Annotated in this window: 17 protein-coding genes; 14 read left to right on the plus strand and 3 right to left on the minus strand. The window is 72.7% G+C overall.

Features of this window, described 5'->3' with window-relative positions:
* Positions 1 to 151: 151 nt before the first annotated feature.
* From rplU to proB, 4 genes are all read left to right on the plus strand, one after another.
* The gene (gene rplU / locus ACWEFJ_RS04400; RefSeq protein ID WP_378087198.1) at positions 152 to 466 is read left to right on the plus strand and encodes a 50S ribosomal protein L21; all 315 of its coding nucleotides are present in this window, start codon (positions 152 to 154) and stop codon (positions 464 to 466) included.
* A gap of 14 nt (positions 467 to 480) precedes the next feature.
* Positions 481 to 744: a 50S ribosomal protein L27 gene (gene rpmA / locus ACWEFJ_RS04405; protein WP_073889563.1), complete on the plus strand. Its 264-nt coding sequence runs from the start codon at positions 481 to 483 to the stop codon at positions 742 to 744.
* A gap of 96 nt (positions 745 to 840) precedes the next feature.
* A complete protein-coding gene (gene obgE, locus ACWEFJ_RS04410; protein WP_449712895.1) occupies positions 841 to 2,298 on the plus strand; it encodes a GTPase ObgE in 1,458 nt (485 codons plus the stop codon).
* A complete protein-coding gene (proB, locus tag ACWEFJ_RS04415; RefSeq protein ID WP_449712896.1) occupies positions 2,295 to 3,425 on the plus strand; it encodes a glutamate 5-kinase in 1,131 nt (376 codons plus the stop codon). Before obgE ends, proB begins: the two co-directional genes overlap by 4 nt.
* A gap of 295 nt (positions 3,426 to 3,720) precedes the next feature.
* On the opposite strand, the gene ACWEFJ_RS04420 is transcribed toward proB, so the two are convergent.
* The 3 genes from ACWEFJ_RS04420 to ACWEFJ_RS04430 all read right to left on the minus strand — a co-directional run bounded on the left by ACWEFJ_RS04420 (position 3,721) and on the right by ACWEFJ_RS04430 (position 8,008).
* Positions 3,721 to 4,998, minus strand: a complete 1,278-nt coding sequence (locus tag ACWEFJ_RS04420) for an MFS transporter (protein ID WP_378087204.1) — start codon at positions 4,996 to 4,998, stop codon at positions 3,721 to 3,723.
* Positions 4,999 to 5,368: 370 nt separating this feature from the next.
* Positions 5,369 to 5,905, minus strand: a complete 537-nt coding sequence (locus tag ACWEFJ_RS04425; RefSeq protein ID WP_449712897.1) for a GNAT family N-acetyltransferase — start codon at positions 5,903 to 5,905, stop codon at positions 5,369 to 5,371.
* Positions 5,906 to 5,929: 24 nt separating this feature from the next.
* Positions 5,930 to 8,008, minus strand: coding sequence for a RecQ family ATP-dependent DNA helicase (locus tag ACWEFJ_RS04430; protein ID WP_449712898.1), 2,079 nt, complete (start codon positions 8,006 to 8,008; stop codon positions 5,930 to 5,932).
* A 141-nt stretch (positions 8,009 to 8,149) separates the two neighbouring features.
* On the opposite strand from ACWEFJ_RS04430, the gene ACWEFJ_RS04435 reads away from it, so the two are divergent.
* From ACWEFJ_RS04435 to octT, 10 genes are all read left to right on the plus strand, one after another.
* Positions 8,150 to 9,415, plus strand: a complete 1,266-nt coding sequence (locus tag ACWEFJ_RS04435) for a glutamate-5-semialdehyde dehydrogenase (RefSeq protein WP_378087210.1) — start codon at positions 8,150 to 8,152, stop codon at positions 9,413 to 9,415.
* Positions 9,412 to 9,978, plus strand: coding sequence for a TetR/AcrR family transcriptional regulator (locus tag ACWEFJ_RS04440; RefSeq protein WP_378087212.1), 567 nt, complete (start codon positions 9,412 to 9,414; stop codon positions 9,976 to 9,978). The genes ACWEFJ_RS04435 and ACWEFJ_RS04440 overlap by 4 nt, the downstream gene beginning before the upstream one ends.
* A gap of 51 nt (positions 9,979 to 10,029) precedes the next feature.
* On the plus strand, positions 10,030 to 11,214 hold the full coding sequence (locus tag ACWEFJ_RS04445) for a cytochrome P450 (RefSeq protein ID WP_378087214.1): 1,185 nt from the start codon (positions 10,030 to 10,032) through the stop codon (positions 11,212 to 11,214).
* A 5-nt stretch (positions 11,215 to 11,219) separates the two neighbouring features.
* A complete protein-coding gene (locus ACWEFJ_RS04450; RefSeq protein ID WP_449712899.1) occupies positions 11,220 to 11,441 on the plus strand; it encodes a ferredoxin in 222 nt (73 codons plus the stop codon).
* 109 nt (positions 11,442 to 11,550) lie between these two features.
* A complete protein-coding gene (locus ACWEFJ_RS04455; RefSeq protein WP_449712900.1) occupies positions 11,551 to 12,747 on the plus strand; it encodes a cytochrome P450 in 1,197 nt (398 codons plus the stop codon).
* 4 nt (positions 12,748 to 12,751) lie between these two features.
* Complete coding sequence (locus ACWEFJ_RS04460; protein ID WP_449712901.1) at positions 12,752 to 12,973, plus strand: ferredoxin; 222 nt, start codon at positions 12,752 to 12,754, stop codon at positions 12,971 to 12,973.
* Positions 12,974 to 13,171: 198 nt separating this feature from the next.
* Positions 13,172 to 13,765: a nicotinate-nucleotide adenylyltransferase gene (gene nadD / locus ACWEFJ_RS04465; protein ID WP_378089735.1), complete on the plus strand. Its 594-nt coding sequence runs from the start codon at positions 13,172 to 13,174 to the stop codon at positions 13,763 to 13,765.
* A gap of 69 nt (positions 13,766 to 13,834) precedes the next feature.
* Complete coding sequence (rsfS, locus tag ACWEFJ_RS04470) at positions 13,835 to 14,221, plus strand: ribosome silencing factor (RefSeq protein WP_378089733.1); 387 nt, start codon at positions 13,835 to 13,837, stop codon at positions 14,219 to 14,221.
* A complete protein-coding gene (locus ACWEFJ_RS04475; protein ID WP_378089731.1) occupies positions 14,218 to 14,832 on the plus strand; it encodes a histidine phosphatase family protein in 615 nt (204 codons plus the stop codon). Before rsfS ends, ACWEFJ_RS04475 begins: the two co-directional genes overlap by 4 nt.
* Positions 14,829 to 15,560, plus strand: a complete 732-nt coding sequence (gene octT, locus ACWEFJ_RS04480; RefSeq protein ID WP_449712902.1) for a diglucosylglycerate octanoyltransferase — start codon at positions 14,829 to 14,831, stop codon at positions 15,558 to 15,560. The genes ACWEFJ_RS04475 and octT overlap by 4 nt, the downstream gene beginning before the upstream one ends.
* Positions 15,561 to 15,564: the final 4 nt, after the last annotated feature.

The following is a 15,564-nucleotide window of genomic DNA, read 5'->3' on the forward strand; positions in this document are numbered from 1 at the left end:
CCGGTTTGACCACCCCGTCCACCGCCACGTAACCTGATACGCGGCCCGCCGTCCGGTGGGCCCTGTCGCGTGAAGCCCAGCGTGCTCGTTACCAGTGCAGCCGAGGCGCGCGCGATCCCGTCCCGTCGAGTAGCAGGAGACTTCCGTCCCGATGTACGCGATCGTCAAGACCGGCGGCAAGCAGTACAAGGTGGCTGTCGGCGACGTCATCGAGGTCGAGAAGCTCGAAGGCGAGCCGGACACCGAGATCACCTTCGCGGCGCCGCTCCTCGTTGTGGACGGCTCCGACGTCACTTCCGACGCCGACGCCCTGGCGAAGATCTCGGTGACCGGCAAGGTCGTCGAGCAGACCAAGGGTCCCAAGATCCGCATCCACAAGTTCAAGAACAAGACCGGCTACCACAAGCGCCAGGGTCACCGCCAGAAGCTGACCCGCGTCGAGGTCACCGGCATCACCGGTAAGTGAGGATCTGACTAGCCATGGCACACAAGAAGGGCGCATCCAGCTCCCGCAACGGCCGTGACTCGAACCCCCAGTACCTCGGGGTCAAGCGGTTCGGCGGTCAGGTCGTCAAGGCCGGCGAGATCCTGATCCGCCAGCGCGGCACCAAGTTCCACCCCGGCGTCAACGTCGGCCGCGGCAAGGACGACACGCTGTTCGCGTTGGCTCCCGGTGCGGTCGAGTTCGGCACCAAGCGCGGTCGCAAGACCGTGAACATCGTCCCGGTCGAGGCTGCTGCCTAAGCGCCTCGGGCGAAGACGGAACGACCTCGCGACGAGGGGCGGGACCGGTGCATTCCGGCTCCCGCCCCTCGTTGCTTCTGCCAGAGAGGAATCCCCGTGTCCCGCTTTGTCGACCGGGTCGTCATCCACGTCGCCGCAGGTGACGGGGGCAACGGGGTCGCGTCCGTGCACCGCGAGAAGTTCAAGCCGCTGGGCGGCCCCGACGGCGGCAACGGCGGCAAGGGCGGCGACGTGGTCCTGGTCGTCGACTCGCAGGTCCACACGCTGCTCGACTTCCACTTCCGCCCCCACGCCAGCGCCGGCAACGGCAAGGGCGGGCAGGGCGGCAACCGCGACGGCGCGAACGGCGCGGACCTCGAACTGCGCGTGCCCGACGGCACGGTCGTGATGACGCCCGACGGCGAGGTCGTCGCGGACCTCGTCGGCGAGGGCACCCGGCTGATCGCGGCCCAGGGCGGTCGCGGCGGCCTCGGCAACGCCTCGCTGGCCTCCAAGGCCCGCAAGGCCCCCGGTTTCGCCCTGCTGGGCGAGCCGGGCGAGCAGCACGACCTGGTGCTGGAGCTGAAGTCCGTCGCCGACGTCGGCCTGCTGGGCTTCCCGTCGGCGGGCAAGTCGTCGCTCATCTCGGTGCTGTCCGCGGCCAAGCCGAAGATCGCCGACTACCCGTTCACCACCCTGGTGCCGAACCTGGGCGTGATCACCGGCGGCGAGACGATCTTCACCATGGCCGACGTGCCCGGCCTGATCCCCGGCGCGTCCGAGGGCAAGGGCCTCGGCCTGGACTTCCTGCGGCACATCGAGCGCTGCGCGGTGCTGGTGCACGTCGTGGACTGCGCCACCTACGAGCCCGGCCGCGACCCGCTGTCGGACATCGACGCGCTGGAGGAGGAGCTGGCCAAGTACACCCCCTCCCTGGCCGACGACTTGGCCGAGCGGCCGCGCGTCGTGGTGCTGAACAAGATCGACGTGCCCGAGGCCCGCGAGCTGGCGGAGCTGGTGCGCCCGGACATCGAGGCCCGCGGCCTGCCGGTGTTCGAGGTGTCCACGGCCAGCCGCGAGGGCCTGCGCGAGCTGACGTTCGCGTTGGCGCGCGTGGTGGAGGAGTACCGGGCGTCGCGGCCGAAGCAGGAGTCGACGCGGATCGTGCTGCGGCCCAAGGCCGTGGACGACCAGGGCTTCACCGTGGTGGAGGACCCGCAGACCGAGGGCGGCTTCATCGTGCGCGGCGAGCGGCCCGAGCGGTGGATCCGGCAGACCGACTTCAGCAACGACGAGGCCGTCGGCTACCTGGCCGACCGGCTCGCCCGCCTCGGCGTCGAGGACGTGCTGGTCAAGATGGGGGCCGTGCCGGGCTGCCAGGTCACCATCGGCGACCTGGTGTTCGACTGGGAGCCGACCACGCCCGCGGGCATTGCCATGACCATGTCCGGTCGCGGCACGGACGCGCGGCTGGAGGCGAGCAACCGGGTGGGCGCGGCCGAGCGGTTGGCGGCGAAGAAGGCACGCCGCCTCCCCGGCGCGTACGACGAGTTCGAAGAGGACGACGACGAGTGATCGGTTCGGTGGCGGCGTCGCAGGCCCGGCAGGCGGTGTCCGCGGCGTCGCGGGTCGTGGTGAAGGTCGGGTCGTCGTCGTTGACCACCGCCGCCGGCGGGCTGGACCGGTCGCGGCTGGACGCGCTGGTGGACGCGGTCGCGGCGCGGTGCGCGGCGGGCAGCCAGGTGGTGCTGGTGTCGTCGGGCGCGATCGCGGCCGGCCTCGCGCCGTTGGGCGTGTCGCGGCGGCCGCGTGACCTGGCCACGCAGCAGGCGGCGGCGAGCGTCGGGCAGTTGGCGTTGGCCCACGCGTATGCGAACTCGTTCGGGCGGTTCTCGCTGACCGTCGGTCAGGTGCTGCTCACCGCGGACGACGTGGTTCGGCGCGCGCACTACCGCAACGCGCAGCGCACGTTCTCCCGGCTGCTCGCGCTCGGCGCGGTGCCCGTGGTGAACGAGAACGACACGGTCGCCACCGAGGAGATCCGGTTCGGCGACAACGACCGGCTGGCCGCGCTGGTGGCGCACCTGGTCGGCGCGGACGCCCTGTTCCTGCTCTCCGACGTGGACGCGCTCTACGACGGCGACCCCCGGCAGCCGGGCGCGCGGCGCATCACCGAGGTGGCGGGCGCGGGCGACGTGGACGGCGTGAAGGCGGGATCGGTCGGCGCGTCGGGGCTGGGCACCGGCGGCATGGCGTCGAAGCTGGCCGCCGCCCGGTTGGCGGCGTCGGCGGGCATCCCCGTGCTGCTGGCGGGCGCGGCGGACGCGGCGCGGGCGTTGAGCACGGCGGACGTCGGCACGGCGTTCGCGGTGACCGGCCCGCGGCTGTCCGCGCGCCGGTTCTGGCTCGGGCACGCCGCCGACGCGACCGGCAGGCTGGTGCTGGACGACGGCGCGGTGGCCGCGGTCGTGGGCCGCCGCCGTTCGCTGCTGGCGGCGGGCATCACCGGCGTGGAGGGCGCGTTCGAGGCCGGTGACGTGGTCGAGCTGGTCGACCCGTCCGGGCACGTGGTGGCGCGCGGCGTGGTCGGCTTCGACGCCGCCGAGCTGCCGTCCCTGATCGGGCGCAAGAGCGGCGACCTCCCGGCTGAGCAACGCCGGGAAGTCGTGCACGCCGACGACCTCGTGCCCTTGCGGCCCTAGCCTCACCGCCGGTTTCCCCGCTGCCCGGACTCGCCGGCGCACCCATCGACCCGCCCGCCGGTCCGCAAACGGTTGCCTACCGCTCCCACCGCCGGCTGGCTCGTCCGCAGACCCTCAGACCCGGTTGGCCCGCCGACCCACCAGCCTGCCGACCCGCTAGCCCGCCAGCCCGCGCACCCGAGGGCCGGCCAACCCGGTGGCCCGCGGACTCGGTTGGGCTCGCCAACCGGGTGGCCCGTCGACCCGACGGCTGGCCAACCCGACGGCCCGTTGGTCCCCGGATCGGCCGTGACGGCTACCGCAGCTCGCTGCCCTTCGTCTCGGGCATCGTGAGGATCACCAGGAACGCGACCGCGGCCCCGGCCGCGACGTAGAAGAAGAACGTGGTGCCCGGCAACGCCTGGATGACCAGCGGCGCGGTGCCGCCGAACAGCGCGACGGTCAGGTTGTACCAGGACCCGATGCCCAGGGCGCGCAGCTCGGTCGGGAACAGCTCGCTCATCACGGCGGGCGCGATCGACGTCATCGCCGTGTAGAGGCCCAGGCCGACGCAGAACACCACGAGCAGGTTGCCCACGCCCGGCCCGATCAGCGTGGACAGCGGCACCACCAGGATCGCGGTCGCGGCCGACCAGACGAGCAGTTGCGGCTTGCGGCCGACCCGGTCCGACAACGCGCCCATCGGGTATTGCAGGACGATGAACAACGCCGTCGCGATCGACAGGGCGAGGAACACGTCCCCGGCGTCCGCGCCGCGCTTGGACACCGCGAACGGCGTCAGCGCGCTGAAGAACGTGTAGTAGCACAGCGTCGACAGCATGGTGAACCCGATGAGCCGCCCCACCGCCCTGGGGTGCTCGCGCAACGTCGTCAGCAGCGGCCTCCTCAGCCGCTGCGCCTTGGCCTTGTTGTGCTCGAACTGCTCGGTCTCCTCCATGCTGCGCCGCAGCCACAGGCCGACCAGGCCCAGCACGCCGCCGATCAGGAACGGGATGCGCCAGCCGTAGGACTCCAGCTGGGCCTTGTCCAACGCGCGGGCCAGCCAGAACCCGAGCAGCGACGCCACCAGCACCGCGGTGCCCGTGGAGATGTAGAAGAACGCCGAGTACCGCCCGCGCCGGTGCGGCGGCGCGATCTCCGCCAGGTAGGCCGACGCGTTGGACACCTCACCGCCCAGCGACAGGCCCTGCGCGACCCGGGCGAGCAGCAACAGGACCGGAGCCAGCCACCCGACCTGCGCGTAGGTCGGCAGCAGCCCGATCGCGACCGACCCGCCGGCCATCAGGACGATGGTCAGCAACATCGCCGTCCGCCGCCCCCGCAGGTCGGCGAACCGCCCGAGCAGGTACCCGCCGAGCGGCCGGAAGAAGAACGCGATCGCGTACGCCGCGAGCGTGTTGATCAACGCGAGCCGCGGGTTGTCCTTGGGGAACACCTGGGTGGCGAAGTAGATGGAGAAGGTCGCGTAGATGGTCCAGTCGTACCACTCGATGGCGTTGCCGATGCTCGCCGCGACGAGCTTGCGCAACGGCAGGCGGTGCTGGGTCTCGGTGCCGGTCTCCAGGGCGGCCATGGTGGGGACACAACCACAAACCGCCCAAAGCCGGTAGATCCTTCACCGAACCGGCCGCCCGCCCCGATCGTGGGCACGCAGTCGACCTCCGGCGAGGCCGAACGCCCGTCGACCACCGCCGAATCACCCCGAACCCTCCGTCTGCCGAACGGTTCGCCGCCGGAGCGGTTCGATGCCGAGTCCGCCACCCCCGTCAACGCTCCGGACGTGGTGGCCCACCGGCCCCCCGCACCGCGACCCCATCACTCTCGGTGCGGCACCACACGGCCGCTCGGCGTCGTGGCCGCTCGACGTGCCGAGGCTGCCGGGCGGTTCGGCATACCGAGAGCTTCGGTCGGTGCGGGCAGGTGGCTTCGGGAGCCGTTGTCGGTCAGGCCCCGCCCGAGCGCCAGTCCGCGGCCAGCAGGCCGAACAGCAGGTCGTCGGTCCACTCTCCCTTCATCCACGTGCTCCGCACCCGGTGCCCCTCCTGCCGGAACCCGAGCCTGGTCAACAACCGCGCGGAGCGCACGTTGCGCGCGTCGCACTCCGCGGCCACCCGGTGCAGCCCGCGCACCTCGAACAGGTACGCCAGCACCCGCCGCACGGCCTCCGTCGCGTAGCCGCGCCCCTGGTGCGCGGTCGCCAGCGTGTACCCGAGGTCCGCCTGCATCCGGTTCTCGTGCAGCCCCACCCCGACGTCACCCACGAGCACCCCGTCCGCCTCGACCGCGAACTGGTACCAGCCCGGCGCGGTCGGGTCCGCCGCGCCCACCTCGCGCACGAACTCCTCGGCCTGCGCGAGCGAGAACGGAGCGTCCCACCCCTGGTACCTGGCCACGTCCGGGTCGGACCGGTACGCGGCGAACGCGGGCGCGTCGGCCGGCGTGAAAGGCCGCAGCACCAGCCGTTCCGTCGTCAGTCTCACCGTGTCATCCTCGCCCCTTCCCCCTCACGCCGTCACCGCCAACGCGAACGGCAGCACCGCCGCCGCGCCCGCCCGCCGCAGCAGCCGCGCGGCGACCGTCATCGTCCAGCCGGTGTCGACCTGGTCGTCCACCAGCAGCACGGGACCGTCCACACCGGACAGATCCGGCACGTCGGTCGCCCGCACCAGGCCCGCCAACCGCTGCGCGCTGTTGGCCCGGCGCGCCGCCTCGCCCAGCCACACCTGCCCGAGCAGCGGCAGCCGGCCCACCTCGGCGATCCGCCGCCCGAAGCTGCCCACCAGCTCGGGCCTGGTCCGCGACCCGACCGTCACCACGCCCACCGGCCGCTCCGCCCAACCCCACGCGGACAGCACCTTCACGCACGCGGCGAACACCTCGTCGGGGATCGCCCGGTCGCCCTCCGCGAACAGCGACCGCAACCGGTTGCCCCAGCCGATGTCGGTCAGCCGCCCCAACGCCCGCCCCGTCGTCGCCAGCTCGCCCGGCGGGATCTTCCCGGACAGCGCCACACCCGCCGCCGCCATCCCGGTCGGCCACATCTTGCGCGGCTCCACCTCCACGCCCGGCCGCAGCAGCCGCTCCCGCGCCGCCGACGCCGCCGCGTCCGACACCTCCGCCGACGGCCGCTCCCCGGTGCAGTTGTCGCACCGGCCGCACGGCGCGGCGTGCGGGTCGTCCAACTGCCGCAGCAGGAACTCCATCCGGCAGCCGTCGGTGGCCAGGTAGTCCAGCACGGCCTGCCGCTCCACCCGCCGCGCCGCCTCGATCCGCTCGTACCGCTCGGCGTCGTAGGACCACGGCTGCCCCGTCGACACCCAGCCGCCGCGCACCCGCCGCACGGCCCCGTCCACGTCGAGCACCTTCAACACCACTTCCAGCCGGGTGCGCGACAGCTCCACCACCGGCTCCAGCGCCGCCGTCGACATCGGCCGGTCCGCCGGCAACGCGTCGAGCACCTGCCGCACCACCCGTTCCGGCGGGAACGCCAGCGACGCGAAGTACGCCCAGATGTCCTTGTCCTCCGGGCCGGGCAGCAACAGCACCTCGGCGCGCTCCACCCCGCGCCCCGCGCGGCCGATCTGCTGGTAGTAGGCGATGGGGGAGGGCGGCGCGCCGAGGTGCACCACGAACCCCAGGTCCGGCTTGTCGAACCCCATGCCCAGCGCCGAGGTGGCCACCAGCGCCTTGACCCGGTTGGCCAGCAGGTCCTCCTCGGCCCGCTGCCGCTCCGCCGGGTCGGTGCGCCCCGAGTACGCCGCCACCCGGTAGCCGCGGTCCCGCAGGAACGCCGCCACGTCGTCGGCCGAGGCCACCGTGAGCGTGTAGACGATCCCGGAGCCGGGCAGCCGCTCCAGCCGCTCGGCCAGCCACCCCAGCCTGGCCTCGGCGGTCGGCAGCCGCACCGCCGACAGCCGCAGGCTCTCCCGGTCCAGCGGCCCGCGCAGCACCAGGGTGTCCGAGCCCGCGCCCAGGCCCAGCTGGTCGGCCACGTCCCGCACCACCCGGTTGTTCGCGGTGGCCGTGGTGGCGAGCACCGGCACGCCCGCCGGCAGCTCGGTCAGCAACGTCCGCAGCCGCCGGTAGTCCGGCCGGAAGTCGTGGCCCCAGTCGGAGATGCAGTGCGCCTCGTCCACCACCAGCAGCCCCGCCGACGCGGTGAGCGACGGCAGCACCGAGTCCCGGAAGTCCGGGTTGTTCAGCCGCTCCGGCGACACCAGCAGCACGTCCACCTCGCCGGCCGCCACCCGGTCCTGCACGTCCTGCCACTCGTCGGTGTTGGCCGAGTTGATGGTCGCCGCGTGCACGCCCGCCCGCGCGGCCGCGTCGACCTGGTTGCGCATCAACGCCAGCAACGGCGACACGATCACCGTCGGCCCCTCGCCCAGGGACCGCAGCAACGCCGTGGCGATGAAGTACACGGCGGACTTGCCCCACCCCGTGCGCTGCACCACCAGCGCCCGCCGCCGCTCGGACACCAGGGCGTGGATCGCCGTCCACTGGTCGTCGCGCAGGACCGCCCGAGGGCCCGCCAAAGCCCTCAGCCGTTCCTCGGCCAGTTCGCGGAGTGCGCTGTCGTCCATGCGGCACACCATGGCAGAAGGCACCGACAGAACGGACACCTGTGCGAGCTGCCTTCGTCGGGCTTCACCCGAAGTGGTGACGAGTCCGTTCTGCGGGAACCTCGGCGACAGCCACCACCGGGTGACCGTAGGCTGGACGACGTGACTGATGACCTGCGCGAACAGGTGCACGCCGCGGCCCGGCGCGCCCGTGTCGCCGCCAACGAGCTCGTCCTCGCCACCCGTGAGCGCAAGGACGCCGCACTGCACGAGATGGCCACCGCCCTGCGCACCCGCGCCACCGAGGTGCTGGAGGCCAACGCCAAGGACCTGGAGGCGGGCCGCGCGTCGGGCCTGGCCCAGAACCTGCTGGACCGCCTCGCGCTGACCGAGGCGCGCGTCGACGCCGTCGCCGGCGGCCTGGAGACCGTCGCCGGCCTCGCGGACCCGATCGGCGAGGTGCTGCGCGGCTCGATCCTGCCGAACGGCCTGGAGCTCAAGCAGGTCCGCGTCCCGATGGGCGTGGTCGGCATGGTCTACGAAGCCCGCCCGAACGTCACCGTGGACGCGGCCGGCCTGGCGCTGAAGTCGGGCAACGCGGCCCTGCTGCGCGGCTCGTCCAGCGCCGAGCACTCGAACACCGCGCTCGTCGCGATCCTGCGCGACGCCCTGGAGTCCGTCGGCCTGCCCGCCGACGCCGTGCAGCTCCTGCCGTGCCACGACCGCGCGTCCGTCACGCACCTGATCACCGCTCGTGGCCTGGTCGACCTGGTCATCCCGCGCGGCGGCGCGGGCCTGATCAACGCCGTCGTGCAGCAGGCCACCGTGCCGACCATCGAGACCGGCGTGGGCAACGTGCACGTCTACGTGGACGCGAGCGCCGACCTCGACATGGCGCAGCGGATCGTGCTCAACTCCAAGACCCGCCGCACGAGCGTCTGCAACGCGGCGGAGTCGCTGCTGGTGCACGCCGCCGTCGCGGACGAGTTCGTGCCCCGCATCACCGACGCCCTGAACGCGCAGAACGTCACGATCCACGGCGACGAGCGGTTCGCCGCCGACCCCCGGGTGCGGGCCGCGACCGACGAGGACTGGGACACCGAGTACCTGTCCCTGGACATCGCCGCCCGCGTGGTGGGCTCGATCGACGAGGCCATCGAGCACATCGCCGCGCACGGCTCGGGCCACACCGAGGCCATCGTGACCGGCGACCTCAACGCGGCCCGGCGGTTCACCGCGCGGGTCGACGCGGCGGCGGTCATGGTCAACGCGTCCACCGCGTTCACCGACGGCGGCGAGTTCGGCATGGGCGCGGAGATCGGCATCTCGACCCAGAAGCTGCACGCCCGCGGCCCGATGGGGCTGACCGAGCTGACCTCGTCGAAGTGGGTGGTCTGGGGCGAGGGGCACGTCCGGCCGGCCTCGTGAGCAGACCCCGGGACGCCGCCGCGACCAAGGCGGCGCTGCTGGAGGCCGCCACGAGGCTGTTCGGCGAACGCGGGTTCGACCACACCACGGTGCGCGACATCGCGAACCTGGCGGGCGTGAACCAGGCCCTGCTGTTCCGCTACTTCGGCAGCAAGGACGCCCTGTTCGCGGCCGTGCTGGCCACGCGGAGCCGTGAGCTGCTGGAGGACTCGCCCGCCGAGCACCTGCTCCGCAACGTGCTGCTGCGGATGATGGACGAGCCGCGGCGCGAGGACCACCCGCTGTACGCGGCGTTGCGGTCCTCGCACCACGACTCGGCGGCCGAGGTGGTGCGGCGGCGACTCGGGGAGGACTACGCGCGCGTCCTGTCGTCCCTCACGGACGCGGAGGACGCGGAGCTGCGCGCGGACCTGGTGCTGGCGTGGGTCGTCGGCATCGGCGTGCTGCGCAGCGTGTTCGGCAAGGAGCCGCTCGCGGCCGCCGACGGCGCCAAGGTGGCCGCCCTGGTGACGCGGGCGGCGTCCGTCCTCCTGGAGCACATCGAACCGGTTGACGGTCAGTGACGAGCTGCCTACTGTCGGATGTAAGCGAATGCTTACATGGGGGTTTATCCGATGGAGACCAGGTCCTACCCGTTCGCCGAGATGGACGACCTCGAACTCAACCCGGCGTACCTGGAGCTGCTGCGCGACGAGCCGGTGTCGAGGGTCCGGCTGCCCTATGGGGGCGAGGGGTGGCTGGCCACCCGCTACGACGACGTGAAGACGGTGCTGGCCGACCCGAGGTTCAGCCGGGCGGCGGTCATGGAGCCGGGCGCGGACGTGCCGCGCACGCTGCCCACCATGCCGACCGAGACGAACATCCTGAGCATGGACCCGCCGGACCACACGCGGCTGCGCAAGCTGGTCGCGAAGGCGTTCACCGCGCGGCGCACGGAGCAGTTGCGCGAGCGGGCCCAGGGCATCGTGGACGGCCTGCTGGACGGGATGGAGGAGCAGGGCCCGCCCGCCGACCTGGTGGAAGCGCTGGCCATGCCCCTGCCCATCACGATCATCTGCGAGATGCTGGGCGTGCCGTTCGACGACCGCCGCGACTTCCGGGCCTGGTCGGAGGCCGCGGTGGCGATCACCGCGTTCAGCCACGAGGAGATCCTGGCGGCCGGCCAGTCGCTGCGGACCTACATCGCCGGGCTGGTCGGGCGCAAGCGCGCCGAACCCGCCGACGACATGCTGTCCGTGCTGGTCGCGGCACGGGACAACGAGGACCGGCTCACGGAGGAGGAGCTGGTGTCGTTCGGCGTGACGCTGCTGGTCGCGGGCCACGAGACCACCGCGAACCAGATCGGCAACTTCGTCTACCAGCTGCTGCGCCGGCCCGAGCGGCTCGGCGAGCTGCGCGCCGACCCGTCGCTGATCCCCGCCGCGGTCGAGGAGCTGCTGCGGATCACCCCGCTGGGCGGTTCGGCGGGGTTCCCGCGGATCGCGACGGCCGAGGTCGAGCTGTCCGGCGTGACGATCAAGCCCGGCGAGGCGGTGTTCGTCAACAACGTCACGGCCAACCGCGACCCGTCGGTGTTCGAGAACCCGCACGAGGTCGACTTCCACCGGGCGCACAACCCGCACCTCATGTTCGGCCACGGCGTGCACCACTGCATCGGCGCGCCCCTGGCGCGGATGGAGCTGCAGGTCGCGATCGGCACCCTGCTCAAGCGGTTCCCGGGGCTCCGGCTGGACGGCGAGGTGGCGTTCAAGAAGGGCCGGCTGATCCGCGGCCCGCTGGCGCTGCCGGTGAGCTGGTGAGCGGCATGGGCGAGTGGAAGGTCGAGGTCGACCGGGGCGCGTGCATCGGCACCGGGATGTGCACGTCGATCGCGCCGGCGCACTTCCGGCTCGACGGCTCCACGTCCACGCCGGTCGACGCGGACGTGGAGCCGTCCGACGCGGTGGTGGACGCGGCCGAGTCGTGCCCGATGGAGGCGATCCTGGTGCGTTCGGCGGACGGCTCGGTGGTCGCGCCGCAGACCTGACGGCGGGAGGGCTCCGCAGCGCCGCCGGTGAAAGCCGTAGCGGTGCGCGCGGAGCCCTCCCCGCGCGCCCGGGGGCCTACCTACTGTCGGGTGCAGGTGATCACTCGCAGTGGGGGTTCCGATGGCGGCCCGGCCCTACCCGTTCCCCGAACCGGACGATCTCGACGTCCACGAGACCTACCTGGAACTCCAGCGGGACGAGCCGGTGGCCAGGGTGCGCCTGCCGTACGGCCGCGAGGCGTGGCTGGTCACCCGGTACGCCGACGCGAAGGTCGTGCTGGCCGACCCGAGGTTCCGCCGCGCGCCGGTGATGGACGCCGAGTACGACCCGCCGCGGACCATGCCCGAGGTGCCGCGCATCACCACCATCCTCAGCATGGACCCGCCGGAGCACACCCGGCTGCGCCGGATCCTGGCCAAGGCGTTCACCGCCCGCCGCACCGCCCAGCTGCGGGAACGCGCCCAGCAGATCGTGGACCGCCTGCTGGACGCGATGGAGGAGCAGGGACCGCCGGCGGACCTGGTCGACGCCCTGTCCATGCCGGTCGCCATCACGCTCATCAGCGAGATGCTCGGCGTGCCGGACCTCGACCGGGTGAAGTTCCGGGAGTGGTCGGACGCGGCGGTGGCGATCACCGCGTTCACCGTGCCGGAGATCGAGGCGGGCGCGGCGTCGCTGCGCGCCTACATCCGCGACCTGGTCGAGGAGAAGCGCCGCAACCCCGCCGACGACATGCTCACCGTGCTGGTGCACGCGCACGACAACGACGACCGGCTCACCGAGGAGGAGCTGGTGTCGTTCGGCGTCACGCTCCTCATCGCGGGTCACGAGACCACCGGCAGCGAGATCAGCAACTTCGCCTACCAGCTGCTGACCCACCCGGACCGGCTGGCCGAGCTGCGCGCCGACCCGTCGCTGCTGCCCGCCGCCGTGGAGGAGCTGCTGCGGATCACCAAGCTGTCCGGCGCGCCGGGGTTCCCCCGGATCGCCACCGCGGACGTGGAGCTGTCCGGCGTGACGATCCGCGCGGGCGAGGCGGTCTTCGTGGACGGCCTGGTCGCCAACCGCGACCCCGCCGTGTTCCCCCACCCCGCCGAGATCGACTTCCACCGCCCGCACAACCCGCACTTCGCGTTCGGCCACGGCGTGCACCACTGCATCGGCGCGCCCTTGGCAAGGATGGAGTTGCAGGTGTCCCTCTCGAGCCTGCTCACTAGGTTCCCGAACCTGGAGTTGGCCGACGACGTCGTGTTCAAGAAGGGCAGACTGGTCCGCGGCCCGGAACGCCTGCTGGTGAGGTGGTAGACCGATGAGCGAGTGGACGATCGAGGTCGACCGGGGCACGTGCCTCGGGACCGGGATGTGCACGTCGATCGCGCCGGGGCACTTCCGGCTCGAAGGCGGCACGTCCACGCCGGTCAACAGCACCGTCGACCCCGACGCCGCGGTGATCGACGCGGCCGAGTCGTGCCCGATGGAGGCCATCCTGGTCCGCTCCGCCGACGGCTCGGTCCTCGCGCCGGAGAACTAGTCGAAAAAAAGTCCGGCCGATCGCGTCATAGCCGTGTGACGTGCGCGTTCCTCCTCTGCACGGCTCATTCGGGGTGGGCCGGGCTTGCCGCGGCAGCGACCCCCTCCCCCTGGGCCGCCGCCGGGGTGGGCGGTGCGCGGGTGGCCATTCGGGGAGTGACGGGTCGCCCGCGCACCACCCGAACTAGGCTCACGTCCCATGTCCAACCGGCGTATCGGCGTCATGGGTGGCACCTTCGACCCGGTGCACCACGGCCACCTCGTCGCGGCCAGCGAGGTCCAGGCCCGGTTCGACCTCGACGAAGTGGTGTTCGTGCCGACGGGCCAGCCGTGGCAGAAGGGCGACCGCGAGGTCAGCCCCGCCGAGGACCGCTACCTGATGACGGTCATCGCCACGGCGTCCAACCCGCGGTTCTCGGTCAGCCGGGTCGACATCGACCGGCCGGGTCCCACGTACACCGTGGACACGCTGAGCGACCTGAAGGACACGTACCCGGACGCGGACCTGTTCTTCATCACCGGCGCGGACGCGTTGGAGCAGATCCTGTCCTGGCGGCGGGCCGACCGCGTGTTCGACCTCGCCCACTTCATCGGGGTCACCCGACCGGGTTATGAGCTGGTCGACACGCACCTGCCGCCGGGCGCGGTGTCGCTGGTGGAGGTGCCCGCGATGGCCATCTCCTCGACCGCCGTGCGCGACCGGACGGCCTCCGGCCTGCCCGTCTGGTACCTCGTGCCGGACGGTGTCGTGCAGTACATCTCCAAGCGCCGGCTTTACTCGATGCCGGACTGAGCGCGGACGCCGGTACCCTCATTGACTCGTGTGGGCGTATCGGCGTCCGCCGGTGTGATGAGGAGTGACGTGGCAGCCACCGACGAGGCACGACGGTTGGCGCTGGTCGCCGCTAACGCGGCAGCCGACAAGAAGGCGCACGACGTGATCGTGCTCGACGTGTCCGACCAACTGGTGATCACGGACTGCTTCGTGATCGCCTCCGCTCCCAACGAGCGGCAGGTCGGCGCGATCGTGGACAACGTCGAGGAGAAGTTGCGCGAGGCCGGGCGCAAGCCGGTCCGCCGCGAGGGCGCGCGCGAGGGTCGTTGGGTGTTGCTGGACTTCGTGGACGTCGTCGTGCACGTCCAGCACGTCGAGGAGCGCACCTTCTACGGCCTGGAGCGGCTGTGGAAGGACTGCCCGCGCATCGAGTTCGACGCCGGGCCCCCGGCCGACGAGGCCGCCGGGGTATGACGCTGAACCGGCTCGTGCTGTGGCGGCACGGTGAGACCGACTACAACGCGACCGGCCGCATGCAGGGCCACCTGGACTCGGTGCTGACCGAGACCGGGTGGAACCAGGCCCGGTTCGCGGTGCCGGTGCTCGCCGGGTTCACGCCCGAGCTGGTGGTGGCCTCCGACCTGCACCGCGCCCGGGACACCGCCACGGTGTTCACCGAGGCGACCGGGGTCGGCCTGCGCATCGACGAGCGGCTGCGCGAGACGCACCTGGGCAAGTGGCAGGGGCTGACCCCGGCCGAGATCGAGGTCGAGTGGCCGGGCGCGCTGGACCTGTGGCGCGTCGACGGCACGCTCGCGCCGCCGGAGGGGGAGACCCGGGTCGAGGTCGCCGAGCGCGCGCTGGCCGTGGTGTCCGAGGTGGACGAGGAGTTCTCCGGGACGGTCATGCTGTGCGCGCACGGCGGGCTGATCAGCGCGTTGACCGGGCGGTTGCTGGAGCTGCCGGTCGACCGCTGGGCGTTGCTGGGCGGGATCGGCAACTGCCACTGGACGGTGTTCACGCGGCGGCCGCACGGTGACGGCCGGTGGCGGCTGTCGTCGTACAACGCCGGTATCACCCGGTGAGACTGCTCGTCCTCGGCGACTCCCTGTCGTTCCACGGCCCGCAGGGGCCACTGCCCGCCGACCACCCCCGGCTGTGGCCGAACGTCGCCGCGTCGGCGTTGGGCGGGCACGCGGAGCTGGCGGCGGGGTTCGGCTGGACCGCCCGGGACGCGTGGTGGTCGCTGACCGGGGACCCGAGGGTGTGGTCGTTGCTGCCGCGCACGGACGTGGTGGTGCTGGCCGTCGGGCACATGGACACGCTGCCGTCGCCGTTGCCGACGTACCTGCGGCAGGGGCTGCGCCACCTGCGGCCGGACGGGCTGCGGCGACGGGCGCGGGCGGGCTACCGGACGTTGCAGCCGGTGCTGTCGCGGGCGTTCCGCGGGCGCCCGGTGGCGCTGCCGCCGCACCTGACCGTGCGGTACCTGGACGACTCGGTGCGCGCCGTGCGTGCCCTGGAGCCGGGGATCGGGGTGGTCGGGATGACGCCCTCCGTGCACCGGTCGGCCGCTTACGCGGGGGTGCACCAGGGGCGTGCGGCGGGGGAGCGCGCGGTGCGTGCGTGGGCGCGCGGGGCGGACGTGCCGCTGCTGGACGTGCCGCCGCTGGTGGGCGACCACGTCGGGTCACCGTGCGGCAACCCGGACGGCATGCACTGGGGGTGGGAAGGGCACGAGCGGGTCGGGCGGGCCATGGCGGAACTGATCAGGTCCGTGGCGGTCGGCCACCCGGGTCCGGTCGAGCCGTAGTCTC

The sequence above is a fragment of the Actinosynnema sp. NPDC004786 genome, assembly GCF_053601135.1.

What these genes read in the sequence shown, in the direction of transcription:
- rplU (WP_378087198.1), top strand. Translation starts at nt 152, where the DNA reads ATGTACGCGATCGTCAAGACCGGCGGCAAGCAGTACAAGGTGGCTGTC.
- rpmA (WP_073889563.1), top strand. Translation starts at nt 481, where the DNA reads ATGGCACACAAGAAGGGCGCATCCAGCTCCCGCAACGGCCGTGACTCG.
- ACWEFJ_RS04420 (WP_378087204.1), bottom strand. Translation starts at nt 4,998, where the DNA reads ATGGCCGCCCTGGAGACCGGCACCGAGACCCAGCACCGCCTGCCGTTG.
- ACWEFJ_RS04430 (WP_449712898.1), bottom strand. Translation starts at nt 8,008, where the DNA reads ATGGACGACAGCGCACTCCGCGAACTGGCCGAGGAACGGCTGAGGGCT.
- ACWEFJ_RS04445 (WP_378087214.1), top strand. Translation starts at nt 10,030, where the DNA reads ATGGAGACCAGGTCCTACCCGTTCGCCGAGATGGACGACCTCGAACTC.
- ACWEFJ_RS04450 (WP_449712899.1), top strand. Translation starts at nt 11,220, where the DNA reads ATGGGCGAGTGGAAGGTCGAGGTCGACCGGGGCGCGTGCATCGGCACC.
- ACWEFJ_RS04460 (WP_449712901.1), top strand. Translation starts at nt 12,752, where the DNA reads ATGAGCGAGTGGACGATCGAGGTCGACCGGGGCACGTGCCTCGGGACC.
- nadD (WP_378089735.1), top strand. Translation starts at nt 13,172, where the DNA reads ATGTCCAACCGGCGTATCGGCGTCATGGGTGGCACCTTCGACCCGGTG.
- ACWEFJ_RS04475 (WP_378089731.1), top strand. Translation starts at nt 14,218, where the DNA reads ATGACGCTGAACCGGCTCGTGCTGTGGCGGCACGGTGAGACCGACTAC.